This is a genomic window from Microvirga massiliensis, assembly GCF_001006805.1.
GTDB lineage: Bacteria > Pseudomonadota > Alphaproteobacteria > Rhizobiales > Beijerinckiaceae > Microvirga > Microvirga massiliensis.
Genome location: NZ_LN811356.1, coordinates 398,239 through 422,367, shown reverse-complemented (window position 1 = coordinate 422,367; position 24,129 = coordinate 398,239). Strand labels below are relative to the sequence as shown.

Annotated in this window: 18 protein-coding genes; 6 read left to right on the top strand and 12 right to left on the bottom strand. The window is 61.3% G+C overall.

The window, feature by feature from the left end; all coding sequences use genetic code 11:
- Positions 1 to 131 precede the first annotated feature (131 nt).
- The 6 genes from BN1233_RS22425 to BN1233_RS22395 all read right to left on the bottom strand — a co-directional run bounded on the left by BN1233_RS22425 (position 132) and on the right by BN1233_RS22395 (position 6,570).
- A complete protein-coding gene (locus tag BN1233_RS22425; RefSeq protein ID WP_048708509.1) occupies positions 132 to 719 on the bottom strand; it encodes a flavin reductase family protein in 588 nt (195 codons plus the stop codon).
- Positions 709 to 1,806 (bottom strand): 3,4-dihydroxy-2-butanone-4-phosphate synthase, encoded by a 1,098-nt coding sequence (gene ribB, locus BN1233_RS22420; RefSeq protein WP_046865798.1) that lies wholly within the window; start codon positions 1,804 to 1,806, stop codon positions 709 to 711. The genes BN1233_RS22425 and ribB overlap by 11 nt, the downstream gene beginning before the upstream one ends.
- 43 nt (positions 1,807 to 1,849) lie before the next feature.
- Positions 1,850 to 3,010 carry a dimethylsulfone monooxygenase SfnG gene (gene sfnG, locus BN1233_RS22415; RefSeq protein WP_046865797.1) on the bottom strand — a complete coding sequence of 387 codons (1,161 nt, stop codon included), beginning with the start codon at positions 3,008 to 3,010 and terminating at the stop codon, positions 1,850 to 1,852.
- An 11-nt stretch (positions 3,011 to 3,021) separates the two neighbouring features.
- Positions 3,022 to 3,645: an NAD(P)H-dependent oxidoreductase gene (locus BN1233_RS44850; RefSeq protein WP_074078336.1), complete on the bottom strand. Its 624-nt coding sequence runs from the start codon at positions 3,643 to 3,645 to the stop codon at positions 3,022 to 3,024.
- Between the two features lie 169 nt (positions 3,646 to 3,814).
- The gene (locus BN1233_RS22405) at positions 3,815 to 5,254 is read right to left on the bottom strand and encodes an LLM class flavin-dependent oxidoreductase (protein ID WP_147707427.1); all 1,440 of its coding nucleotides are present in this window, start codon (positions 5,252 to 5,254) and stop codon (positions 3,815 to 3,817) included.
- A gap of 638 nt (positions 5,255 to 5,892) precedes the next feature.
- Entirely contained in the window at positions 5,893 to 6,570 is a 678-nt protein-coding gene (locus BN1233_RS22395; protein ID WP_244470783.1) for a TetR/AcrR family transcriptional regulator, read from the bottom strand.
- A 482-nt stretch (positions 6,571 to 7,052) separates the two neighbouring features.
- On the opposite strand from BN1233_RS22395, the gene BN1233_RS22390 reads away from it, so the two are divergent.
- Positions 7,053 to 7,538: a MaoC family dehydratase gene (locus BN1233_RS22390; RefSeq protein WP_244470784.1), complete on the top strand. Its 486-nt coding sequence runs from the start codon at positions 7,053 to 7,055 to the stop codon at positions 7,536 to 7,538.
- Position 7,539: 1 nt separating this feature from the next.
- On the top strand, positions 7,540 to 8,781 hold the full coding sequence (locus tag BN1233_RS22385) for an MFS transporter (RefSeq protein ID WP_046865793.1): 1,242 nt from the start codon (positions 7,540 to 7,542) through the stop codon (positions 8,779 to 8,781).
- A gap of 273 nt (positions 8,782 to 9,054) precedes the next feature.
- Here BN1233_RS22385 and glcF read toward each other — a convergent pair whose 3' ends face one another.
- From glcF to BN1233_RS22370, 3 genes are read right to left on the bottom strand one after another with little or no spacing between them, the layout of a single operon-like run.
- A complete protein-coding gene (gene glcF / locus BN1233_RS22380) occupies positions 9,055 to 10,407 on the bottom strand; it encodes a glycolate oxidase subunit GlcF (RefSeq protein ID WP_046865792.1) in 1,353 nt (450 codons plus the stop codon).
- A gap of 51 nt (positions 10,408 to 10,458) precedes the next feature.
- Positions 10,459 to 11,640, bottom strand: coding sequence for a glycolate oxidase subunit GlcE (glcE, locus tag BN1233_RS22375; RefSeq protein ID WP_046865791.1), 1,182 nt, complete (start codon positions 11,638 to 11,640; stop codon positions 10,459 to 10,461).
- The gene (locus BN1233_RS22370; protein ID WP_046865872.1) at positions 11,640 to 13,073 is read right to left on the bottom strand and encodes an FAD-linked oxidase C-terminal domain-containing protein; all 1,434 of its coding nucleotides are present in this window, start codon (positions 13,071 to 13,073) and stop codon (positions 11,640 to 11,642) included. The genes glcE and BN1233_RS22370 overlap by 1 nt, the downstream gene beginning before the upstream one ends.
- A gap of 330 nt (positions 13,074 to 13,403) precedes the next feature.
- Here BN1233_RS22370 and BN1233_RS22365 point away from each other — a divergent pair, with 330 nt between their 5' ends.
- From BN1233_RS22365 to bfr, 4 genes are all read left to right on the top strand, one after another.
- Positions 13,404 to 14,222, top strand: coding sequence for a (Fe-S)-binding protein (locus tag BN1233_RS22365; protein ID WP_425311739.1), 819 nt, complete (start codon positions 13,404 to 13,406; stop codon positions 14,220 to 14,222).
- Positions 14,219 to 15,652, top strand: a complete 1,434-nt coding sequence (locus tag BN1233_RS22360; protein WP_046865789.1) for a LutB/LldF family L-lactate oxidation iron-sulfur protein — start codon at positions 14,219 to 14,221, stop codon at positions 15,650 to 15,652. The genes BN1233_RS22365 and BN1233_RS22360 overlap by 4 nt, the downstream gene beginning before the upstream one ends.
- A 4-nt stretch (positions 15,653 to 15,656) precedes the next feature.
- Complete coding sequence (locus BN1233_RS22355; RefSeq protein ID WP_046865788.1) at positions 15,657 to 16,328, top strand: LutC/YkgG family protein; 672 nt, start codon at positions 15,657 to 15,659, stop codon at positions 16,326 to 16,328.
- Between the two features lie 143 nt (positions 16,329 to 16,471).
- The gene (gene bfr, locus BN1233_RS22350) at positions 16,472 to 16,954 is read left to right on the top strand and encodes a bacterioferritin (RefSeq protein ID WP_046865787.1); all 483 of its coding nucleotides are present in this window, start codon (positions 16,472 to 16,474) and stop codon (positions 16,952 to 16,954) included.
- A gap of 210 nt (positions 16,955 to 17,164) precedes the next feature.
- Here bfr and BN1233_RS22345 read toward each other — a convergent pair whose 3' ends face one another.
- From BN1233_RS22345 to BN1233_RS22335, 3 genes are all read right to left on the bottom strand, one after another.
- Positions 17,165 to 19,885, bottom strand: a complete 2,721-nt coding sequence (locus BN1233_RS22345; RefSeq protein ID WP_046865786.1) for a bifunctional acetate--CoA ligase family protein/GNAT family N-acetyltransferase — start codon at positions 19,883 to 19,885, stop codon at positions 17,165 to 17,167.
- A gap of 70 nt (positions 19,886 to 19,955) precedes the next feature.
- On the bottom strand, positions 19,956 to 21,113 hold the full coding sequence (locus BN1233_RS22340) for an acyl-CoA dehydrogenase family protein (protein ID WP_046865871.1): 1,158 nt from the start codon (positions 21,111 to 21,113) through the stop codon (positions 19,956 to 19,958).
- A 191-nt stretch (positions 21,114 to 21,304) separates the two neighbouring features.
- Complete coding sequence (locus tag BN1233_RS22335; RefSeq protein WP_082145589.1) at positions 21,305 to 24,055, bottom strand: PAS domain-containing sensor histidine kinase; 2,751 nt, start codon at positions 24,053 to 24,055, stop codon at positions 21,305 to 21,307.
- Positions 24,056 to 24,129 lie beyond the last annotated feature (74 nt).

Below are 24,129 nucleotides of genomic sequence, written 5' to 3'. Positions count from 1 at the left end.
CTAAACGTCTGATACGGATTGCCAGGTGGCCTCAGCCACGGGTCAGCCGAAGCCTCATCGCCCGGTGCTGTTGTCAACAGCTCGCCCGACTCTGTCCGAGGTCGCAAACTAATTCCTGACCTGCAAAAGGGTTACAAGCTCGATGCACGGGCATACCGAGCGTCATAATAAATCAGTGGCGTATCCTCCTCCGCTCCCGTCTCGACGATACGGCCAATGAAGATTGTGTGGGTTCCTACGTCGTACGTCTGCTCAACCTCACACTCGATGTAGGCGGCGGCACCCTGAATGACAGGAACACCTGATTCCATCCTCGAATAAGCCACGGCGGAGAACTGACAATCACCTTTAGAGGCAAAATGTTCTGCGACGTCTTTCTGGTTATCCGCCAGAACATTTACTGCAAATGCGCCTTTGCGCCAGATATGCGGATGCGTTCTTGCCGAACGATTCACTACGATCAGTAGCGTGGGCGGCTCCGCGCAGACACTGCAAACCGCAGTTGCGGTGAAGCCATAGAGCTGACCACCATTCTCTGTTGTAATGACGGTGACGCTTCCTGCGAGTTTCCGCATTACTTGGCGAAATTTATTTGTGTCGACGGGTTCTCTCAGGCCAATGAGACCGCCGGATGCACTTATTTCATTGTTTAACAGGCCTTCCATGGTTTCCTCCATTTCTAACAGGTAACTTCCTGCGGCTGCCCAATCACCGGACATCCGTAATTCTCAATCCATATTCCGCAAAGTCGCCACTTTCGGCTATTGTTTTGGAGAGCAACGTCACACCGCGGACACCGAGGTCGACCAAGATCTGCGCAGCGACATGAGATCTTTGAAGCGTGTTGGACATTGAAGGCGCGTTGGTGTCACTAATGCGCTCCGATACGCCAATCTTATCGCCGGCGACGAACATGACAGCGCCGCAACCCTCGATTGCAATTCGGCGCATCGCATCATGGAGAGATCCGCCTTCACATGCCAGCAGCATGTTGCTGAACGCATCAGCAACGTGCATGTACACGGGAACACTGGCGGCGGCCTCGAGATTGCCCCTCGTGAGCACAATATGCTCGCCACCTTCAATCTTGTCTCTATATATGAGCAACTCCCACTCGCCAAACGTGGGAAAATCAAAAGTCGACGTGAGGATCCGATCTACAAGGCGCTCCGCGCGCAGTCGATAAGCGACGAGATCGGCAATTGTGCCGACCTTGAGGCGGTGCAGATGTGCAAGCCGCAGAAGATCGGGCAATCGCGCCATCGTTCCGTCGTCGTTCATCACCTCGCAGATCACGCCGGAAGGGTTAAGCCCCGCAAGGCGCGCAACATCAACCGCGGCCTCGGTGTGACCGGCCCTTGCAAAAGTGCCACCTTCCTTTGTAATCAGAGGGAAAACGTGTCCGGGAGTTACGATGTCCTCCGCAGTGGCCTCCGGGTCGATGGCGACCGCTATCGTGTGTGCACGATCGGCAGCGGAGATACCTGTTGTCACTCCGTGACGGGCCTCAATAGAGTGCGTGAAAGCTGTCTGATGCCGCGCCTCGCCCGACCGGGCCATGAGAGACAACCTCAGCTTCGAAGCCCGTTCTTGAGTTATCGCGAGGCAGATGAGACCTCTGCCATAACGCGCCATGAAGTTGATAATTTCGGCGGAGGCGAACTGAGCAGGAACGACTATGTCACCCTCGTTCTCGCGATCCTCGTCATCGATCAGAATGAACGGCCGGCCCGCCTGCGCCTCCCAAATTATTTCGGAAGTGTCACTTAATTCCTGCCCAACACGTGGCATCGCCATGAAGTTCATGGGGTCGAGTTCCTCAGTCCACACAATGCCTGCGTCATTTCGATTAGGAGTGGCTAATATGCGTGCCGCCCAACGGCGAGATTAACGCGGCAGGAATAGCCGGCTCTCTCGCACCGCCCGCGCTTTCCAGTTCACGCACTAACGGAACGACGCGCTCTCCGAAGAAACGGAGCTCTTCTTGGAAATGCAGAAAGCCGCAGAGAACGAGATCAACTCCAACTCTCCGTAAACTATAGATCCTTTCGGCGATCTGCTCTGGAGTGCCGATCAGGTTAGTTTTGAATCCTTCGTTATACTGAACCAGGTCCCGGGTGGTGGCGCTCGACCACATACCCTTTTTCTCAGCCGTAGCGAGACCGGCCTCTTTGACCGCTTCCTGGAAATCGGAAACAGCAGTGGCGTCCGCGCTCTGCACGATGCGCTCAAGCTCGTCCCAAGCCTCCTGCTCGGTCTCACGGGCGATTACGAATGCATTCGCACCAAACCTGAGTGCACGCCCGTTAGCTGCGGCGAGCTTGGCGACGTGATCGATCTGCTCTTTGTGGCCTTCCAGCGTGTTGCCGTTCATAAAGTACCAGTCGGAGACCGCTGCGGCCATTTTCTGGGCTGCCAAGGAATTTCCACCCTGAAAGATTTCCGGCATCGGACGGCCGGGAAGCGCAAGAGGCTTTGGCCGAAGCGGATAATCCTTTAACGTCCAATACTTTCCGACATAGCTGAAGTGATCTTGGCTCCATGAGCCGCGCAGGATCTCGACAAATTCGCGCGAGCGGCTGTAACGCTCGTCGTGCTCGAGCCATTGAACCCCGAGCATGTCGAACTCGCGGCGGTTCCAGCCGCTCACAACATTGATGGCCCACCGCCCGCCGAAAATCTGATCAGCGGTCGCACCGCGCTTGGCCACGACTGCAGGATGGTCGATCCCTGGGAGGATTGCTGTAATGATTTTTATCTTTTCGGTTTTTGCGAGAATACCGGCCGAAAAAATCAGGGAATCGTGCTGGTACTCGGCGCTGTAGCTCCCGGCGAACCGAATTTGGGTAAGCGCGTACTCGAATCCCGCCTTTTCTGCTGTCTGCGCGAGCAGGACGTTATAGTCGAGATTCCACTCGGTCCGCTGCGGAATCCTGCTTACAACCAAGCCGCCACTGACGTTGGGGACCCAATAGGCAAACTTCATCGGTCGTGTCGGGTTGGTGCTCATGTCTGCCCTCTTTATCCGGGCAGCCTGCGCGCTTCTTCGTCGAACGACGTCGGACGATTATGGCGGCGGCGCATGGAATTTCCTCCATAGGCATCGGGATCCCCCTGCCTGCCGAGCAGCATGGCGACAGCCTCGCGTGCGGCGCGGTTTACACGCTCAACAATGGCTGGACTCACGATTCGCCCGTCGGAAATATCGGATTCCACAGCGTAAAGCGTCGTCGGCACCGTATGCATCGAAAAGAACGCCATTAGCGGCCGCAGCTGGTGCTCGAGCATGAGGCCGTGCAACGGAGTGCCCCCCGTGGCTACGAGCACGGCAATACGTCCACGCATCACATCCTTATCCACCATATCAAAAAAATGCTTTAGGATGCCGGAATAACTTGCGCGGTAAACAGGGGTGCCAACGATAAGTAAATCTGCACATTCGGCGAGTTGCACTGCCCTCTCGCCTTCCGGAGAAAGACGGTCACGCACCAGAGCACTCAGGATTTCCGGACCGACACTTGAAAAATCAATTCGCGCATTTTGGAGAGTTAGTTCGGCAGCGATCGCGTCCCCAACCGCGTCGATAAGGACTGAAGTGCGGGAGTTCCGACGTGGGCTGCCGTTAACGCGAACCATAAGGGCCATCGGGTAGTATTCCCGGTTTATGTACCGACCGGTCTATATCAAAGATCCGGAAGAGTTGAGTCACGGATAATGCGGAGGGTCCAACAGGAAGCAGTTTTAAAAATCGAGCCTCTGCACCAGCGCACCTGGAGCAAGGGGGCGAGCCGCAGGCCCACCCCCTCCTGTGACTTCATTCAGCCGCTATCAGGCTAGCGAAAGGTGACGGACCAGTGCTGTCCGCTACACTCTCCGCCCCGGTATACGCGCCGCGATAGCGTGCCGCGGGATGAGTGTCATCCACTCTCGGGCTGTCGGAATCCAGCAGGTTTTCGCGGAGCGTGTTCCCCTCATAAGCAGTCCTGACTCTCCCGCGTCTTTGCAGTTCAGGCACGACGTGCTCGATGAAGTCCTCAAATGTACCGGGCGTAATCGCGTAGGCGAGGTTAAAACCATCGATACCGCCCTCGTCGACCCAGCGCTCAAGCTCGTCGGCAATCTTCTTTGGCCCGCCCACCAGAACCGGACCAAGCCCACCAATGCTACGGTGCTTGATAATGTCGCGCGGAGTCCATCGGCGGTTCGGGTCAATTTTGACCAGAAGCTCAAGCAATGCCCGGATGCTGTTGTCATTATTTACCGCTTCGAGCGGCTGATCCGGATCGTATTTCGAGAAGTCGACGCCCGTCCAACCGCTGAAGAGCGACAACATTCCCTCGCCGCTGCTATAGGACAAATAGCCTTCGTATTTCTTCTGAGCAGCCTCGTCGGTTTCCGCAGTGATCACGGTCAGGAGAGTAAAGATCTTGAACTTGTCGCGCGTGCGGCCGAACTGCATGGCGCGCTTCGCCAGGTCATCGGTCACTTCCCGCGCCTGCTCGACCGTGCCAGGCTGGATGAAAATGCCTTCAGCGTGCTTGGCGGCGAATTCTCGGCCACGCCCGGAAGCGCCAGCCTGGAATATGACAGGGGTGCGCTGCGGCGAAGGCTCACAAAGATGGATGCCGGGGACTGAATAATATTGTCCTTTGTGGCGGATGGGATGAACCTTGGCGCCATCTGTGAAGATGCCGCGCTCGCGGTCTCTTATGACTGCATCGTCCTCCCACGAGCCCTCCCAGAGCTTGTAGGTCACGTCAAGAAATTCGTCCGCCAGATTGTAGCGCTCGTCGTGGGGGACAGGCTTGTCAAGGCCAAGATTGATTGCAGCGCTGTACAAGTAGGACGTAACAACGTTCCAGGCGACGCGCCCCTTCGTCAAGTGATCGAGAGTAGAATATCTCCGCGCAAGCAGATAAGGCTTTTCGTAAGTCAGAGAGCATGTAACACCGAAGCCCAAGTGCTTCGTGACCGCAGCCATGGCAGAGACCTGGATGGCCGGATCGTTAACAGGAACCTGATCGGCATCGGCCAAGGAGACTTCTGCCGATCCACGGTAATTATCATAGACGCCGACAACATCTGCCATGAACAGGGAGTCGAAATATCCGCGCTCAAGAAGTTTTGCGAGATCAGTCCAATATTCCAGATCTTTGTACCGCCAGGCCTGGTTATCTGGATGCCGCCACGTGCCGGCAGCCTGATGAGTCGGGCAGTTCATGTCGAATGCATTGAGTATGATCCGGGACTTCACAATATAGCTCCTTCACTGGATGATTTTTGGTTCTCAGGAAAGTTTTAGCTTCACAAGCCGGTCGAGGAGGATCCAACGATTTCCTGTCGGCGGCTTCCAATTTTGAGCCGCATCGAGAGCGAGGTCCTCCGCATCGATTCCGGGGACCGCAGTGGGGAGCCACAAGCAGTCAATGTTTCCTCCGTTTTCCCAGTTCATGGCAGGCCGCATGCTCTGCAGACGCGGCTATTTTTCATTCAAGAGCCGACCTATCTCTTTCGGATGAGGCCGGGATCGCGGTTTCACCGCCGGGCCGTCAGCTGCAAAGCCTTCAATTGAGCATCCGCCATCCTTGGATCACGTCTGTACCGACCAGTCCAAACGGAATATACCCACGCTAATTTTTGGTGCAAGGATAAAAAATAATTTTGCGTGCTGCGGTGCAATATCCGGGCGGCAAGGCGCCGATTAATTCTGAGCGATCTTGAGCAGGGAGAGAATCTGCAAAATCGAAATCTCGATGGTCAGATTCAGACTCGTCCGCTCGAGGGAAGTCGGGCCTGTGTCGTAGCAGCCAAGCGCCTCTCATCTACGAGCTATGGAAGCATGAGGCCGGCCAAGGAACTCAGTGGCGGAGCGCAGCGCCACTGAGTCCGTGATCATATAGCCGCCCGGCGACCTTTCCGCCGCTCGACAATCGAGAAAACCATATCCGAAAAGATTTCTGCAATTTCGTCTGCACTCTGCTTTCCATCAGCTCGAAGCCACAGAAAGCTATAGAAATACATACCCAAAATTCCCTTTAGAGCCACCAAGGGAAGCTCCCGGAAATGGCCTTTCTCAGCCCCGTCGCGCAGAGTTTCTCGCCAAATATCCTGGTAGTCCTGATGAAGGCGCGAAACGATTGTGCGCCTTTCCCCTGTTAACGCATCCACTTCGCGAAAGCAGACGGTCATCTCAGCCAGGTTGCTGGAAATCGTCCTCATCAAGTAGCGGCTGAGCATCCTTATTCTGTCATATGGATCGGGCTCCTCTAAAATTCTTCGGCCCGATTCGACCAGTTCTTCCATGTATTTCGCGGAAATCCTGAAGAGGAGATCTTCCTTGCTTCCGATATGATAGTACAAAGCCCCGCGCCCGAGGCCGACAGCATCACCGATTTCCGCAACGCCGGTTGCACGGTAACCGTTTCCTGCGAAAAGCTGCGCAGCAATGCGCTGTATCTGCTCGCGTTTTTGCAACGCAGCCGCCGACTCCCCGCCCAGTCCAACCTCCTCTGCTCCATTTTCGCGTTTTGCGTATGGACCGGTCGGTACAACATCGCTATTATAGCTCACCGTAACTCCCGAGGACGTTTCGTGTCTCGCGGATCGGGGAGACTTGGAAGGACGGGGCACAGGAACATTCCTCACTGGTAAAACCATCAACCTTGCAGAGAACCTGCATGCTCTCAGGTAAAATATATGTCTGCAGAACAAACATCAAAGCGATTCTTCAGGCCAATGCTGATAAATCGCAACCCGAATTCCAAAGCTTTGGCATCCGCTCTGAAGTGTGAATACGGCACAACCTCGAGAGCCAGTTTAGAATAACGGCAAACTGTTGCCCGTAAAACTGCAATAGTCCGCCTATTAAGCTGCCGGAATTTCATCCAAAATGACGCTATACAGTATGTTCAGTTCGCCGCTTACGAACAAAAATGCAGGCGCACTGTCGGCGTAAGATGCCGCAAACTTCTTCGCCCCCCGATTCCGGCCTTTGACCCGACGTTCAAAAGCGAGCGCCGACTTACCTCGCGCTCTAATCCCCTGGAGACTGAATGATGGGAGTTGGCACCTCGGACATTTGGGACCGGACGATTTACGGCAAGCCGGCAGTCGGCGCACGCGCATGGCGCAGCCGTCAGGTAACGATGAACGATGTCCATCTGTTTTCCGAGATTACAGGCGACTTCAATCCGCTGCATTATAACCGCGAGTTAGCCGAAGCTTCGGTCTTTGGGCGGCTCATTGTGCAAGGCGGGGTGACATCCGGAATTCTGAACGCCTTGGTGGCCGAGGACTTGCCGGGTCCGGGTACTGTGTTCCTCAACGTGTCATGGCGGTTCGTCAAAGCAGTTGGCGTTGACGAAGAAATCATGGGCGAGGTCGAGATCGTCAGTGTCCGGGACGACAAACCTATCTGTGAACTCCGCACTCGTGTCGTCAACGCTCAAGGCGAGGAGTGTCTCAGCGGCACCGCCACGGTCTACGTGGCGCCCCTAAAGTGCGGGGCGCCGGATCGTCCCGCTTGCGAGGGAGGATAAAATGGATGTTTCAGTTCCCACTGCCGGCAAGGTAGCGGTAGATGGCCGCTGGCGGACTCTCGCAATACTTAGCGGCGCAATTGTTCTCTCAATGACAACTTGGTTTTCGGCGACGGCAATCGTGCCGGAACTCATGTCAGTGTGGAACCTTAGCGACTCCGCAGCCGCATGGCTTACGAATGCCGTTCAAATAGGCTTTGTCGTCGGGGCTTTAGGCGCCAGCCTGTTTAACATTCCAGATATTCTCTCAGCCCGTGCTCTGATGGCGGGCGCCGCAACACTTGCTGCCGTAGCAAACGCAATGCTGCTCTTTGTTTCAACTCCCGAAACCGCGATTGCTCTGCGTTTCGTGACGGGAGTTGCACTCGCAGGTGTGTATCCTCCCGCACTCAAGCTTGTTTCCACTTGGTTCACGAGCGGGCGGGGATTCGCGCTGGGTTGCGTCATTGGGGCTTTGACGCTTGGATCTGCCTTCCCTCATCTCTTGCGGGCGTTCAGCGGTGGGCTGGACTGGCGCGTGGTTGTGTTCAGCACATCGCTGATGACGCTTGGAGGGGCGTTCCTCATGTGGTGCTATGCCCATGAGGGACCCTTCAGCTTCTCCCGCGCGGCTTTCGACCCGAGACAGATCGGAAGGGTCTTGCGAAGCCGGCCCGTAGCGCTCGCGAATATAGGCTATTTCGGGCATATGTGGGAACTCTACGCAATGTGGGGTTGGTTTCTTGCCTTTGCCCAGGCAGCACTCGGCACATGGGACAGCTATGATGCAGCGACAGCCTCCCTGCTGACATTTGGCGTTGTAGCGTCAGGTATCGCGGGCAGCATATTGGGAGGCTATCTGGCCGACCGAATCGGCCGCACCGCTACAACAGCACTCATGATGACGGTCTCGGGCAGTTGTGCCGTGTTGATCGGTTTTGCTTTCGATGGTCCCTCATGGCTGTTCATCCTCCTGGCTGCCATTTGGGGCATTTCAGTCATCGGCGATTCCGCTCAGTTCTCTGCGATCGTCACCGAAGTGGGAGATCAGGCATTCGTGGGGACCGCCCTTGCCCTGCAGCTTGGCCTCGGCTTTGCCTTAACCGTTATCTCGATAGGCCTTGTTCCTATGGCAGCGGAATGGCTCGGTAGCTGGCAATGGGCGTTTCTGATCCTTGCGCCGGGCCCATTAATCGGAACTCTTGCGATGCTGGCCTTGAGGCGCGCTCCTGAATCGATCCGGATCGCACAGGGTCGGCGTTGATGCGGATCCTACCAAGGAAAATACCTCGTATTCTCCATGAGAAGAAGCAGGATCCTGATCGCCCGGTCGCACGGCACAGGCGATGCGATCAACGCGGTGTCAGGCAGCCGTGCGCTACAACTTCCAGCTCCTGCCCAAGTAGCTGGCGCTTTGGTGCGCCTTCCCAGGGGCTGCTCACACTCGCCCTGAACCGCACATTACAGTTCCAGCCGGCCTGATCAGCCGTTCTTCACGGATGCCTCGAGAAGCTGACTCTTCAGGGTTGAGGCTACTCTACTCCGCTGCGGCTGGCATGTGACCCGCTGTGATGGCCACCCCGCGCTCCTCGAGCACGGCCGGAATCGGTCCACCCGTCGCCCAGTCGAGCAGCTCGACCGTGTGAACGATCGGGATGGCGGTGCCCTTCCCGATCTGGGTCATGCACCCGATATTCCCTGTCGCGATGACGTCCGGCTTCGTCCGCTCGATATTGGCCACCTTCCGCGCGCGCAACTGGTCGGCGATCTCGGGCTGGAGAAGGTTGTAGGTCCCGGCCGACCCGCAGCAGATATGTCCCTCCGGGATATCCTTCACGGTGAAGCCGGCCTGCTTCAGAAGGTTCTTGGGTTCCGTGCGGATCTGCTGGCCATGCTGCATCGAGCAGGCTGCATGATATGCGACCACGAGATCCGCCTCGCGCACGGGCGGCAGAAGCTTCAAGGACGAGACGTACTCGGTCACGTCCTTGGCGAGTTCGGAAACGCGCTTCGCCTTCTCGGCATATTCTGGATCGTTCCGGAGCATGAAGCCGTAGTCCTTGATGGTCGTGCCGCAGCCGGAGGCGGTGATCACGATCGCGTCCAGCCCTTCGCCCTCGATCTCGCTCATCCAGGCGTCGATGTTCCGTTTCGCGAAGGCATGCCCCTCGTGCTCGCGTCCCATATGGTGGACCAAAGCGCCGCAGCACCCCTCGCCCGCGACCTGCACGACCTCGACGCCATGCCGGTTCAGGAGCCGGACGGCAGCCTCGTTGAAAGCTGGCTGAAGAACGGGTTGGGCGCATCCGGACAGGATCGCGACGCGCGCGCGACGCTCGCCGGTAGCCGGGAACGTTCCGGGACGGTCGAGGGGCGACCTCGCCGGGACCCGCGCCGGCGCGAGATCAACCATCGCCCTGAGGCGAGACCCTACCCATGGGACCATGCCGACCACCCCGGAAACGGGCTTCAGGAGCATGGCGCTGGCGAGGGCCGTCCGGAACCGCGACGGATAGGGAAGCGTCTTCGCAAGAATCCAGCGAATCAGCCGGTCATGCCACGGCCTTCGATAGGTCGTCTCGATATAGCTCCGCGCATGATCGACGAGGTGCATGTAGTGCACGCCGGAGGGGCAGGTCGTCATGCACGACAGACACGAGAGGCAGCGGTCGATGTGCTTGACGACTTCGGGAGTGGCGGGTCGCCCGCCCTCGAGCATGTCCTTGATGAGATAGATGCGCCCACGCGGCGAATCGAGTTCGTCCCCGAGGAGCAGGTAGGTCGGGCAAGTGGCGGTGCAGAAGCCGCAATGGACGCAGGTCCGGAGAATCTTCTCCGAACTCGCCATCGCCGGGTCTTGCAACTGGTCCGGCGTGAAATTGGTCTGCATCTCTGATCGTTCCTCGTCCCACCCCGCTAGGGATGTTCCTGCTCCGCTGTCTCAGACGCCTGCATACATGCGGCCCGGGTTCAAAATTCCGGCCGGGTCGAGGGCTGCCTTGATGCCGACCGAAAGCCGGTGGATCGCCGCATCCAATGGTTGGAACACGTCCGTCGCGGCCCGAACCTCGGTAGGAGCCCGGACCAGCGTCGCATGCCCGCCACTGGCCTTCACGGCATCCCGGATCCACGCGGCGCCGGCATCGCCTTCCGCCGACGCGGCAACCCAGATCAGCCCGCCGCTCCAGTCATAATACCATCGGATGTCCAAGCTTTGGGCAATCGCGTCCACGATGTCGGGGCCGTGGGTCGGCGCGGTCGAGATGCGCCAGATCGCGGCGTCCTTCGGTTCCGACAGGAGCGTCGCATCCCGAACCGATTGCCAGAGCGCCTCGGCGCCTCTCCCTTCGAGGATATCCGGCGAGCCGCATCGCTTGAGAAGCCGACGGACCTCGCCGATTCGATAGTCGACGGACACGGAGAAGCCTTCGATCCGGAGGAGCGTTCGCGCCCCGAGCCGATCGAGAGCCGGAAGATGCGCAGCGCCCGACACTTCAAAGGGCGAGGCGACAGCGGCACACAGCGCTGCTATGGCCTGGCGGTCCTCGAGGCCCCGGAAGATCAGGGTGGAGGAACGTTCCGGTTTCGGCAGGACCTTGAACGTGACCTCGGTCAGAACCCCGAGCGTGCCCCAGGAGCCGGCCATCAGCTTCACGAGATCGAGCCCGGTGACATTCTTCATCACCCGCCCGCCGGATTTCACGACTTCCCCGCGTCCGTTCACGAAGCGGACGCCGATCAGGCTGTCACGGGCGGAGCCGGCCATGATCCGGCGCGGCCCGGCGAGATTGGCTGCCGCGACCGCCCCGATCGTCGGCTCGCCCCGGCTCCCGAGGAGCGCTCGGTAATCAGCCGGTTCGAAGGCGAGATCCTGCCCACGCTCGCCGAGCACCCGTCGAACCTCCGCGACGGGGGTGCCGGCGCGGGCGGAGATCACGAGCTCCGCGGGCTCATAGAGCGTGATCCCGGACAGGGCCGTCACCGACAGGCTCGCCTCCGCCTGAGCCGGGCGCCCGATGGCAGCTTTCGTGCCCGCCCCACCGACCGCGAGTGGAGTCCGGTTCTGTGCGGCGCCCGCGATGACGGCGGCGAGATCCTGTTCGTCCCGAGGAGCCAGGGCCATTACGCAACCAGCCTTCCGTCGAGCGGGAACACCTTGGCGGGATTGAGGAGCCAATTCGGATCGAACACCGCCCTGACACGCATCTGCTGCGCGAGATCGGTCTCGGAGAACTGAACCCGCATCAGGTCGCGCTTCTCGATTCCCACGCCATGCTCTCCCGTCAGGCACCCGCCGACTTCGACGCAGAGCTTCAGGATCTCCTCGCCGGCCTTCTCCGCCTTCTCCATTTCCCCTGGCTTGTTGATGTCGAAGAGCACGAGAGGATGCAGATTGCCATCACCGGCATGGAACACATTGGCGACGCCGAGGCCATAGTGCTTCACGATCTCGTCGATGCGTTGGAGCACGATCGGCAGTTGCCCGGTCGGGATGGTGCCGTCCATGCAGATATAGTCGGAGATCCGCCCGGTTGCGCCGAAGGCCGACTTGCGGCCTTTCCAGATCGCCGCGCTCTCGGCCTCCGACTGGGAGACCTTCATCGCCCTCGGCCGGAAGGGCTCGGCGATGGCGACGATCCGCCTGAGCATGTCCTCGATCTCGGCGTCGGAACCCTCGACCTCGATGATGAGCATCGCCTCGACATCGAGCGGGTAGCCCGCATGGGCGAATGCCTCGCAGATCTGGATCGCCGGCCGATCCATATATTCCAGAGCGACCGGAATGATTCCGGCTCCGATGATCGCAGCCACGCAGGCTCCGGCGGCCTCGACGCTGTCGAAACCAAGCAGCGCGGGCCGCGCGCCCTCGGCAGATCGCAGGATGCGGACGACGGCTTCGGTCACGACGCCGAGTTGGCCTTCCGAACCCGTAATGAGCCCAAGAAAGTCGTAACCCGGGCTGTCGAGGTGGTCACCACCGATCTCGACGACGGTGCCGTCGAGGAGGACGAGGGTGACACCCATCAGATTGTTGGTGGTGACGCCATATTTCAGGCAATGCGCTCCACCTGAATTCATCGCGATGTTGCCCGCAATCGTGCAGGCAAGCTGGCTCGACGGGTCCGGCGCATAGAAGAAGCCCTCATGCGCGACCGCCTGGCTGATCGCGAGATTGGTGATGCCTGCCTGAACCCGCGCCGTGCGGTTCTCGAAATCGACCTCCAAGACCCGGTTCATCTTCGCGACGCCGAGGACGATCGCATCCTCCTGCGGGATCGCCCCTCCGGCGAGCGACGTTCCCGCGCCACGCGGCACGACTTTCACGCCATTCTCGTGGCAGAACCGCAGAACGGCGGCGACCTCCTCGGTCGTCGAGGGAAGGACAACGGCGAGCGGAAGGCGGCGATAGGCCGTCAGGCCATCCGTCTCGAACGCGCGCCGCTCGTCCTCGGAGACGATCAGGGCCTCACCCGGGACGAGACGGCTGAGACCGGCGAGGATTTCGGAACGGCGGCTGAGAATGCCCGCGTCGGGCGCCGGGAATGCGATCGACACCGTGATCTCTCCTTGGGACCGTGGGTTCATTCGCCCACATCTGCCTCTGCAGGAAGGTATGCGTTGTCGCAGCCAAGTGCCAACAGCAGGAAGAGCATATGACCGTTTCATGGGGAAAGATCGGCCCGCTCGCCGCATCATGACGGGGTCTGCCACCCGTCGGACTGTGGCTCCCAGTCAAAGACCCGGGACTCGTCGTGGAGCGTCCCATCCACGCGGCAAGTGACTTGAAGCTTCCAGCGCTGTACAGCGATGACCTACTCCATCGATCATCAAGCCCCTTGACCGTCCGGTCGGAACCGTGAAGGTGGCCGGGCACACTTCCATGGCATCCGCACCGTGAGCAAAACCGATAGCAGCCCTCCGCGGGTCGGGCTTTTCGTGACCTGTCTCGTCGATCTCATGCGGCCCTCCATAGGCTTTGCCGCCGTCAAGCTTCTCGAGGACGCCGGTTGTGTCGTTGAGGTCCCGGAGCAGACCTGCTGCGGGCAGCCAGCCTACAATTCCGGAGACCGCGGGACGACCCGCGCCCTGGCGGAACGCACGATCGAGAATTTCCGAGGCTACGACTACGTGGTCGCGCCTTCGGGCTCCTGCGCCGGGATGATCAAGGTGCACTTCCCGGAGCTGTTCTCCGACGACCCCAACTGGCTCCCGAGAGCCAATGACCTCGCGGCGCGGACCTATGAGCTGACGAGCTTCCTCGTGGACGTCCTTGGGGTGACGAGCGTCGACGCGACCTACGAGGGGACCGTCACCTATCACGATTCCTGTTCGGGGTTGCGCGAACTCGGCGTCCGGTCTCAGCCGCGTCGCCTCCTGGCAAGCGTCAAGGGACTTGCCCTGGAGGAGTTGGCCGAGAGCGACGTCTGCTGCGGCTTCGGCGGGACCTTCGCGGTAAAATACGGTGAGATTTCCGACGCCATCGTGAGTGCGAAGGCGGATCACGTCGTCGAGACGCGGGCGAGGACATTGCTCGCCGGCGATCTCGGGTGCCTGATGAACATGGCCGGGAAGCTCAGTCGCGAGGGGCACCGCACCGAAGTCCGTCACGTCGCCGAGGTACTCGCCGGCCTGACGGACGAGCCCGGGATTGCAGCGCCGGCCCGCGAGAAAACTCGTCATCACGGCCCGGAGAGCTCGGCATGACCGTTCACGTCAACTCCCCGTATTTCAAGGAAAATGCCTCACGGGCGCTCGCCGACCCCCAGCTCCAGCGCGCGCTGGCGAATGTGAAGACAGGCTTCATCGAGAAGCGAGCTGCGGTCGCCGCGCGCCTTCCGGAGTTCGAGGATCTCCGCGACGCCGCGCGCGACATCAAGAATCACACCCTGCAACATCTCGATCTCTACCTGGAGGCCTACGAGGAGAAGGTGCGCGCCTCCGGCGGACATGTGCACTTTGCCCGCACGGCCGAAGAGGCCCGCAACATCGTGCTCGAGATTTGCCGCGCCGCAGGCGCGCGGACGGTCACCAAGGGCAAATCGATGATCGCCGAAGAGATCGGCCTCAACAGTCACCTCGAAGCGCATCACATCACGCCGGTCGAGACCGATCTCGGCGAGTACATCATCCAGCTGCGAAACGAGATGCCGAGCCACATCATCGCGCCGGCCGTGCATCTCAATGCGACGCAGGTGGAGCAGGATTTCCGCCGCGTGCACACGAACTTCGCGCCCGAGCGGGATCTCTCGGAGCCCGTGAAGCTCCTCGGTGAAGCGAGAGCCGTTCTTCGCGACCGCTTTCTCGCTGCCGATGTCGGGATCACCGGCGCGAATTTTCTCATTGCCGATACCGGCACCTCGGTGATCGTCACGAATGAGGGCAATGGCGATCTCACGCAGATCCTGCCGAAGACGCATATCGTCCTGGCCTCGATCGAGAAACTGGTCCCCACGCTCGAGGACGTGTCGCAGATCCTGCGTGTGCTGGCCCGCTCGGCAACCGGGCAGGAACTCAGCGTCTATACGACCTTCTCGACCGGTCCGCGACGTCCCGGGGATCTCGACGGCCCCGAGAACTATCATGTCGTTCTCCTCGACGGCGGCCGCTCGGCCATGCTCGGCACGAGCTTCCAGGACATGCTCCGCTGCATCCGCTGCGGCGCCTGCATGAACCATTGCCCGGTCTACCATGCGGTCGGCGGGCATGCTTACGGGTGGGTGTATCCGGGGCCCATGGGCGCTGTCCTGACGCCGACCCTGGTCGGCGTGGACAAAGCCGGCCACCTTCCCAATGCCTCGACCTTCTGCGGACGCTGCGAGAGCGTCTGTCCGGTTCGGATCCCCCTGCCGAAACTCATGCGGCATTGGCGCGAGCGGGAATTCGAGCGTCATCTCACCCCCGCGACCGTCCGCTCGGGACTTGCGCTCTGGAGCTTCTTCGCACGCCGGCCAAGGCTGTATCGCCTCGCGACAGCGGCGGCCATGCGCGGCCTTGCCCTCGTGTCACGGGAGAGCGGCCGCCTTCGCCGGTTGCCCTTCGCAGCGGGCTGGACCAAGTGCCGCGACTTCCCGGCTCCTCAGGGTGCCACGTTCCAGGAGCGTTGGCGGCGCGAGCGCGGCCGGAAGGGGCGCTGAGGACATGAGTGCACGGAACGAAATCCTCTCCTCCATCCGCCGCTCGCTCGGCGTCTCCGGCCGGGAGGCGCCTCGGCGCCAAGTCGTGGCCGATCGTCTCGAGCGGAGCCCGAAGGGGCTGATCCCGACGCGCGGGCAACTGACCGGCGAGGCGCTGCTTGATCTTTTCCGGGTTCAGGCCGAGGGCGCCCTCGCGACCGTCGCCATGGTGAATTCGCCGGACGAGGTCCCGGGCGCCATCGCCGAGTATCTGCGCAGCCATAATCTCCCGGCCACCATCCGGATGGGTGAGGATCCGCGGCTCTCGACTTTGCCCTGGGGCGACACTTCCCTGGAGATTTCTCACGGCGTAACCCAGGGCGCGGATCTGAATGGCGTGAGCCACGCCTTCGGCGGCGTCGCGGAAACGGGAACCATCGTCATGGTCTCCGGTCCGGAGAATCCGTCGACGCTGAACTTTCTTCCGGACAACCATATCGTGGTGGTCTCGGAGAAAGCGATCACCGGCGACTATGAGACCATGTGGTCGAAAATCCGCCTGAGCTACGGCAAGGGCACAATGCCCCGGACCGTTAACTGGATCACCGGCCCCTCCCGGTCCGCGGATATCGAACAGACTATCCTTCTCGGTGCACACGGTCCCCGCCGGTTGCACATCGTCGTTGTCCGGGACTGACCGGACGGCCTTGCCACTACGGTGGCGAGCAGGAACCGACTCCCCTCCCCCTGCTTATAGGATCTGGGGACGGCGCTCCGGTGCCGTTTCCCGGCACGATAGGTGTTGGGCGCAAGTCTGCGCCGTCATGCGGGAGGGCATCGATGAAAGGTGAGCAGAAGGTCGTCGAGTATCTCAATCGCGGATTGCGCAGCGAACTGACGGCCGTCAACCAGTATTGGCTACATTACCGAATCCTGGACGATTGGGGATACAAGGAACTTGCAAAGACATGGCGCAAGGAGTCCATCGAGGAGATGGTCCATGCCGATCGCTTCGTCGAACGCATCCTGTTCCTCGACGGATTCCCCAACCTTCAGGTTCTCGATCCGCTGCGCATCGGACAGAACGTGAAGGAAATCCTCGAATGTGATCTCGCCGCGGAATACGACGCTCGGTCACTCTACGAAGAGGCAGCCGGTTATGCGGACTCCGTCGGTGACCGCGTCTCGAAGAACCTCTTCGAAGAGCTGATGAAAGACGAGGAGGGCCACATCGATTTCCTCGAGACGCAACTCAACCTCGTCGATCAGCTCGGGCTCCAGCTCTACGCCCAGAAACATGTCGGCCATCTCGAGGAGGAGTGATCCCGAAGGCGATCCGGGAGGCGTGTAGACAGACGCCTGGATTGCTTCACTTCGTTCGCAATGACGAAGAGGGTCTGAGGTCGGGAGGTGCAGAGCCAGAACCGGAACAGCGCCGGACCCACTGCCGTCATCGCGAGCCGAAGGCGAAGCAATCCAGACTGGACCCGCAGACCTGAACTACTTCACTCAACTTCGCAGATCGAGACGGGCTCACGACCCCAGCGCCTCCTCCTTGAGCTCTGCCAAGGACAGCGTCACCACGCGGATATCCGGATCGTCAGGATCAGCGCTGCACTGGAACCCGAGATTCTTGCACATCTCGAGCATGGTCTTGTTCTCCCGCAGAACCTGACCCTCGACTTCTTGCAGGCCTTCCGCGCGCGCCCATTCGATCATGAGGCGCATGAGCTCCCAGCCGAGGCCGATTCCCTTGAGATCGGACCGGAGCAGGATTGCGTATTCTCCTCTCTCGCGATTCGCGTCGGCGTGCAGCCGAACGGCCCCCATGAACCGACCGTCGTCCGGGTCGATCGCCACGAAAGCGATCGCGCGCTCGTAGTCGAGCTGGACGAGCCGCGCCAGGAAGGCATGGCTGAAGTCGCGGACGGGAGCGAAGAATCTGAGCCGCAGATCCTCGTCGGTGACGTCGCGAAAGAACTCCAGAGCGAGCGTCTCGTCCTCGGGTCTGAGAGGGCGCACGAAAGCCTTGCGCCCGAGCCGCGTGGTGATGGTACGCTCCCATTCCTTGGGATAAGGCCGGACCGCAAAGCGCGGATGACCGCGTCCTTTGCGGACCTCTTCGCATGGTGCGATGGCAACGCGCGCATCGACTGCGATGATGCCGTCCCGGTCGGCCAGGAGGGGGTTGATGTCGAACTCCCGGATTTCGGGAAGATCGGCGGCGAGTTGCGCAAGCTTCACGAGAATCAGAGCAACCGCCCGTTCGTCGGCCGCCGGAACGTCCCGGTAAGCCTTGAGGATACGTGAGACACGCGTGCGGGCGATGAGATCGCTCGCAAGCATCAGGTCGAGCGGAGGAAGCGCAAGCGCCTTGTCGTTGATGATCTCAACTGCGGTGCCACCTCGCCCGAAGACGATGACCGGGCCGAAGGTTGGATCGTCGGCGATACCGGCGATCAATTCGCGCGCACGAGGCCGGCGGACCATCGGCTGCACGATCACGCCACTGATGCGGGCCTCTGGCCTCATCCGTCGCGCGCGTTCGAGAATTTCCTCCGTGGCTCGTCGCACCGCTTGCACGCTCGTGAGATCGAGCTGGACACCTCCGATATCGGACTTGTGCACGATATCGGGAGACAGGATCTTCACTGCCACCGTACCACCCTCGGCGAGGACCGGTTCGGCAGCCGCGATGGCCTCCTCTGCATTGCGCGCGAGCGTGACGGGGGCGCACGGGATCGCATAAGCGCGCAGCAATGCGCCGATCTCGAGGGGATCGAGCCAATGCCGCCCTTCGCTGACGGCCTTGTCGATGATGCGCCGCGCCGTGACCGTATCGGGAACGAAGTCACGCGGGAGGCTGTCAGGGGTCTCCATAAGCTCGGTCTGCGCCTCACGATAACGCACGAGCTGCATGAAGCCTCTCACCGCGTCAGCTTCGGTGCCGAAACGGGGGATCCGGGCTCGCTCGAATGCTTGCGCGGAGAGCTCATCCTTTCTGAGCCAAACGCCGAACACGGGCTTCTGGCGCAATCCCTTCGCGCGCTCCCGCTCTACGACCGAAACGACGGCCTCGGCTATCTTGCTCGCATCGGTGAGTGCTGTCGGCACATTAAGGACGAGAATCCCGTCGTTTTCGGGATCGCCCAACAAGAGCTCCAGAGCAGCGCCATAGCGCGCGGCATCGGCATCGCCGATGATATCGAGCGGGTTCGAACGGGACCAGGTCGGCGGTAGAACGGCATCAAGCGCCTGCATGGCTTCATCCGAAATGCAAGCGAGCGTGCCGCCGAGATCGAGAAGCCGATCGGCAGCGAGCAGGCCGAGACCGCCTCCATTCGACAGGATTGCCAAGCGCTTGCCGCTGAACGGCTTCTGGCGGCTCAGTGTTTCCGCCGCAGCGAAAAGCTGATCGAGATCGAGAACCCGCAACAGGCCCGCTCTCCGGAATGCAGCATCGTAGACGGAATCCGACGCCGCCAAGGCGCCCGTATGGGTGGCGGCATCCTGGGCACGCGTAAGGTGACGTCCGGACTTGATCACGACAACCGGCTTCGTGCGTGCGGCAGCACGCGCGGCCGACATGAACTTGCGAGCGTTTCCGATCGATTCGATGTAGAGCAGGATCGCCCGTGTCCCGCGATCCTGGGCGAAAAAATCCAGGCAATCGCTGAAATCGATATCGACCTTGTCGCCCAGCGAAACCACTGCCGAGAAGCCGATGGAGCGTGCGGCGGCCCATTCCAGCAATCCGGCCCCGACGGCCGCCGACTGTGAGAGGAGCGCAAGATCGCCGCGGCCCGGTGAACGTGCGGCAAAACTGGCGTTCAGGCCGACGGCAGGAACGATGATGCCGAGGCAATTCGGACCAAGGAGACGAAGCCCTGTTCGTCGGGCGGAAAGCCGGATTTCTTCAGCCGGCGAGTCCGGGCCTGATCCGAAACCGGCCGTCACGACCGCTGCTGTCGCGACGCCCTTCCTCCCGGCCGCTTCGATGACCCCTGGAACACTCGCCGGTGGCGTCGTGACCACCGCGAGGTCGACCGGCTCAGGAAGATCCTCGATGCTGGCAAACGACGAGAGGCCATCGATCTCCGGATGGCACGGATTGACGAGGTAGAGCTTTCCTGCAAACCCGCCCTCGCGGAGATTTTTCAGGATTGCCCGGCCGACCGAGCCCTCCCTGGGACTGGCCCCGACCAGAGCGACGGATCGCGGTGCGAAGAGCTTCTCGAGTCGATAGGTGCTCATTCGGACGTCCTTCGTTCGGCGACGGGCGCAGGCATTCGACCGCTTGGCGACAGCTAATGCCGTTGGCCGGTCAGGCAACCTGTCGAAGGGTTTCGCGTGCGATGATGAGCCGCTGGATCTCCGAGGTTCCCTCATAGATCCGGGTAATGCGGGCGTCGCGTGCGTAGCGCTCGACTGGAAAGTCGCTGCAATAGCCGGCCCCGCCAAGGAGCTGGATCGCGGTGTCGGTGGCCCGGTGAGCCACTTCGGAGGCAAACAGTTTCGCCATCGAAGCGGCTTTGGCGTAGGGCTCGCGCTTTTCCTTGAGATACGCCGCCTGAAGGATCAGGAGGCGCGCCGCCTCGAGATCGACCTCCCGATCGGCGATCATCCACTGGATGCCCTGGAAATCGGCAATGGCGGCGTCGAACTGCCGTCTTTGTTTCACGTAAGCTTTTGCGGCATCCATGGCAGCGCGTGCGATGCCGAGCGACAGAGCTGCGATGCCGATCCGCCCGCCGGCGAGTTCGCCCACGGCAATCCGGAAGCCGTCGTTCTCGCGGCCCATCAGGGCCGAGGCCGGCACGCGGCAGGAATCGAAGTTCACGACGTTCGTCGCCGAGCCCGTCTGGCCCATCTTCTCTTCAGCCTTGCCGATCACGAGGCCCGGCGTGCCGCGCTCGATCAGGAAGCACGAGATCCCGCGCCCCTTGGGAGCCTCAGGATCGGTGACAGCCCACACAACGAACAAACCCGCATATTCGGCGCTCGTGATGTAGATCTTGGATCCGTCGAGAACGTAACCGTCACCATCGCGCCGGGCGCGCATGCGCATCGCGGCCGGATCCGACCCCGCTCCGGACTCTGTGAGGCAGAAGGCGCCGGCCGCATAGGCCCCGTCGGCGAGGCGCGGCAGGTGCGTGGCGCGTTGCTCCTCCGAACCGACCGCCTGGACGACTTCGCCGACCATGTTCGTCACCGACGTCGTCACGGCCGTCGATGCGCATGCATAGGCGAGCTCCTCGATCGCGAGCGCGAAGGCGACAGTGCCAGCCTCGGCGCCCCCGTATTCGGCACGCACGTTGAGTGCCATGAAGCCGTGCCTCGCGAGTTCCGCGAGATTGCCGAGAAACTCCGACCGGCCCTCGCCGCGATCGAGCCGTCCGGCCAAGGGTGCAAGACGCTCCGCCGCGATACGCCGTGCGGTGTCCCGGATCATCACCTCTTCTTGATCGAGTTCCAGCTGCATGTGCGCAATCCCATGACCAGTCGAGCGACGTCGCGCGAGCCACTCCATTCTCGCCGGATCAGCTCTCTTCCTGGGCTCTTCGCGCTTGTCGAGCGGCGAGGTGAAGCCAGCTGGCCGGAGGATGCTCTAGCCGTGGGGCGCGGATCGGTCCAGCCGCCCGGTCGCTTCCTGGCCACGTAGCCGGAAAGCTTCTACGAGTTCGCGCGAACCCGGGCCGGAGGGAACAGCACCTCGACGAGTGTTCCCTCACTCGGGTGGCTCGAAATCCGGAACGCTCCGCGGTTCGCCTCGATCAATGCCTTCGTGAGCGGCAGGCCGAGACCGGTGCCGCCGCGCTTGCGGGATGTGGCGAGTTGGCGAAACGGCTCCAAGGCAGCCTCGATTTCCTCCTCGCTCATTCCGATTCCCGTATCGCGCACGCGAAACGCGATGTCGCCGCGATCCGTCAGGGCCGTCGATATGATGACCTGTCCGCCGGCATCCGTGAACTTGATCGCATTCGACACGAGATTCAGCACGATCTGACGGATCGATCGCTCGTCCGCGACGACGCTCGGCAATCCTTGCGCGAAGCTCGTCCGCATCACGATCCGATCGCGCGCGGCTTGCGGCTGGAGAAGGGTCACGCACGCAGTGACGAGATCGTTCAGCGCCACGGTGCTGAACGAAAGCTCCATGCGTCCTGCCTCGATCTTCGCAAGGTCGAGGAGGTCGTTGACGAGGCTGATGACATGCGCACCCGAGGCATGCACGTCCTTGAGGTAATCCTTGTAGCGATCGTTTCCGATCGGACCGAATCGCTCCTCCAACATGACTTCCGCAAAGCCGATGATGGCGTTCAGGGGCGTCCGGATTTCGTGGCTGATCTTCGCGAGAAGGTCGGACTTCTGGGCATTGGCCTCCTCTGCCGTTCTCTTGGCGGCAAGGAGCTCAGCCTCGGTCTGCTTGAATGCAGTAAGATCCCGCAGCACGGCGCATAACTTGTGAACCGGCCCATCGGCTGCGTGGCCGAGCGTCATATAGAGAGGAATCGTTCCGCCCTGCCTCACCCGGCCGAGGACTTCGCGGCCGTCGTTCAGGAGGGTCGCCACACTCGATGAGCGGAGGCCCTCGAGGTAATCGAGGGTTGTCATGTGGCTTTCCGGCGCCAGCAATACGGTAATCGCCTCTCCGACGACTTCCCGCTGATCGTAACCGAACAGCGCCTCCGCCGACCGGTTCAGGGACAGGATCCTGCCAGCCTCGTCGATGACGATCACCCCATCGGTCGCGGTTTCGAGAATCGACTCGAGCTCATGGATCCGGGCCTCTCGGCGGCGCAGATCCAGTTCCGCTTCGCGCAGGCGCGAAGCGGAATCGGTCTCCGGAATCTTGCGCACGAGCATCAGGCCCGCGGGCTCACCGCACCAATGGGTCTGGGAATGGCGCACTTCGACGGCAATGCTCTCCCGGTGCCGCGTCGACAGGGCGACGGGCGCAGGAACGTCCTCGAGACGCAACAAGGAAGGACTGCCACGGAAGAGCTCGGCAAGCCGGCCCTCGGCGGCGAGCACGTCGAGCGTCCCGTATTCCGACAAATCGAGGAGTAGCCGGTTCGCGAACAGGATCTGCCCGCTCCGATGGACGATGATCCCGATCGGAAGCTGATCGTACATTTCCGCGGCGATCCTGGACGGGTCGAAGGATTCTCGAGCCTCCGGGGCCGCCGAGGATCGGCTTTCCGTGTCCTCAGCGGGCGCCGTGAATCGTGCACCGAGGGCCCGTGCGATCTCACGAAAGGCATTCCGCTCGGCGCTGGTCAGGCCCGTCGACGTTTCAGATTGCGATTGCGACAATTCCGGCTCGGAATCCGATGTCTCCGCCATTTCTTCATCGGGCAATTCGATCAGGTCCCGGCGATGGTCGTCGCCGAGGACCTCGTTTTCCCGTGAGCCGAACTCCGGTTCATCCGCGGGATGCTCGCCACTCTGCATGCCCTCGTCCGCCGACGGGATCGCCTCGAGGGATGGGGGATCGGCCGTCTCGGCGACATCCTCGTTCCGAACGGGCTGGCGGTCCGGGATCCTGTCCACACGTGCGAGGCCGAAGCCCCGGTAGCCCATGACGCTGCGGTCGGCCGCGAAGACCGGCATTCCGGCAAGATCCACGAGGACCTCCACCGGCTCGTTGTCGACCTGCCAGGCCACCGTGCGGCCACTAAAGGTCCTGCGCGCCTCGAGAAGGCTCGCCACGCTTTGCACCGGGTCATCGGCGAGGTCGCGCGCGGTCGAGAGCGCAACCTCGTCCCAGGTCCGCCCCAGAATGTCTGCCGACATGGGGCCGACGAGGCCTCCGAGTTCAGGAGAAATCTGGGTGAACCGCCTGTCGGCATCCATCTGCCAAACAAAGCGAACGGTCTCTTTCTGCATGAGCGTTCGTTCCGTGGGCACGGGTGTTGCCAAGGGCCGGCCGAGTTCCGGCTCGGCGGTTGATCGGATGCCGAGATCGGGCAGCGCGCCGATCAGAGCCGTTGCCAGAGCCGGACCGTGATCCAGCTCGATCCGCCGGCACGCCCACGAGAGCGGTGTGGCGAGCTCGGAGTTCAGACGCAGACGTTCGAGCCGGAAGCCCTCCCGAGGGGCAAGCCCCGATGCGAGAAGACGCAGTCTCTCGCATGCACCGGAATCGAGGCGCACCGGTCCTGCCTCGCCGGCCAGAGCTTCGACGAGAGGCTTCGCCGCTGCGGAAAACGACAGGATCCGGGACCCAGACGAATCCCAGACGATGACGACGCTGTCATCGTCGAGAAAGCGTGCGGAATCGCGATTGGCCTTCAACCGGCTCGCGATTTCGCCGAACTCCAATTGCTCCGGGCTATTCGGTTTCTCCTCCATAGAGCTGCTATCGGCCCCAATCTGCCGGCGATGCCCCGCGGCAACCATCGAGAGGGCACGCAGAGCCACGATCGCGGCTTGTGGCCTCGTTGGAACCCGGCTGCGAAAGCCCGTTCGGGTTCAGGATCATCGGGGTGGTCACC

Coding starts and splice junctions, on each gene's coding strand:
- BN1233_RS22345 (WP_046865786.1), bottom strand. CDS start 19,885: ATGAGCACCTATCGACTCGAGAAGCTCTTCGCACCGCGATCCGTCGCT.
- ribB (WP_046865798.1), bottom strand. CDS start 1,806: ATGAACTTCATGGCGATGCCACGTGTTGGGCAGGAATTAAGTGACACT.
- glcF (WP_046865792.1), bottom strand. CDS start 10,407: ATGCAGACCAATTTCACGCCGGACCAGTTGCAAGACCCGGCGATGGCG.
- BN1233_RS22390 (WP_244470784.1), top strand. CDS start 7,053: ATGATGGGAGTTGGCACCTCGGACATTTGGGACCGGACGATTTACGGC.
- BN1233_RS22360 (WP_046865789.1), top strand. CDS start 14,219: ATGACCGTTCACGTCAACTCCCCGTATTTCAAGGAAAATGCCTCACGG.
- glcE (WP_046865791.1), bottom strand. CDS start 11,640: ATGGCCCTGGCTCCTCGGGACGAACAGGATCTCGCCGCCGTCATCGCG.
- BN1233_RS22355 (WP_046865788.1), top strand. CDS start 15,657: ATGAGTGCACGGAACGAAATCCTCTCCTCCATCCGCCGCTCGCTCGGC.
- sfnG (WP_046865797.1), bottom strand. CDS start 3,010: ATGAGCACCAACCCGACACGACCGATGAAGTTTGCCTATTGGGTCCCC.
- BN1233_RS22385 (WP_046865793.1), top strand. CDS start 7,540: ATGGATGTTTCAGTTCCCACTGCCGGCAAGGTAGCGGTAGATGGCCGC.
- bfr (WP_046865787.1), top strand. CDS start 16,472: ATGAAAGGTGAGCAGAAGGTCGTCGAGTATCTCAATCGCGGATTGCGC.
- BN1233_RS22340 (WP_046865871.1), bottom strand. CDS start 21,113: ATGCAGCTGGAACTCGATCAAGAAGAGGTGATGATCCGGGACACCGCA.
- BN1233_RS44850 (WP_074078336.1), bottom strand. CDS start 3,645: ATGGCCCTTATGGTTCGCGTTAACGGCAGCCCACGTCGGAACTCCCGC.
- BN1233_RS22425 (WP_048708509.1), bottom strand. CDS start 719: ATGTCCGGTGATTGGGCAGCCGCAGGAAGTTACCTGTTAGAAATGGAG.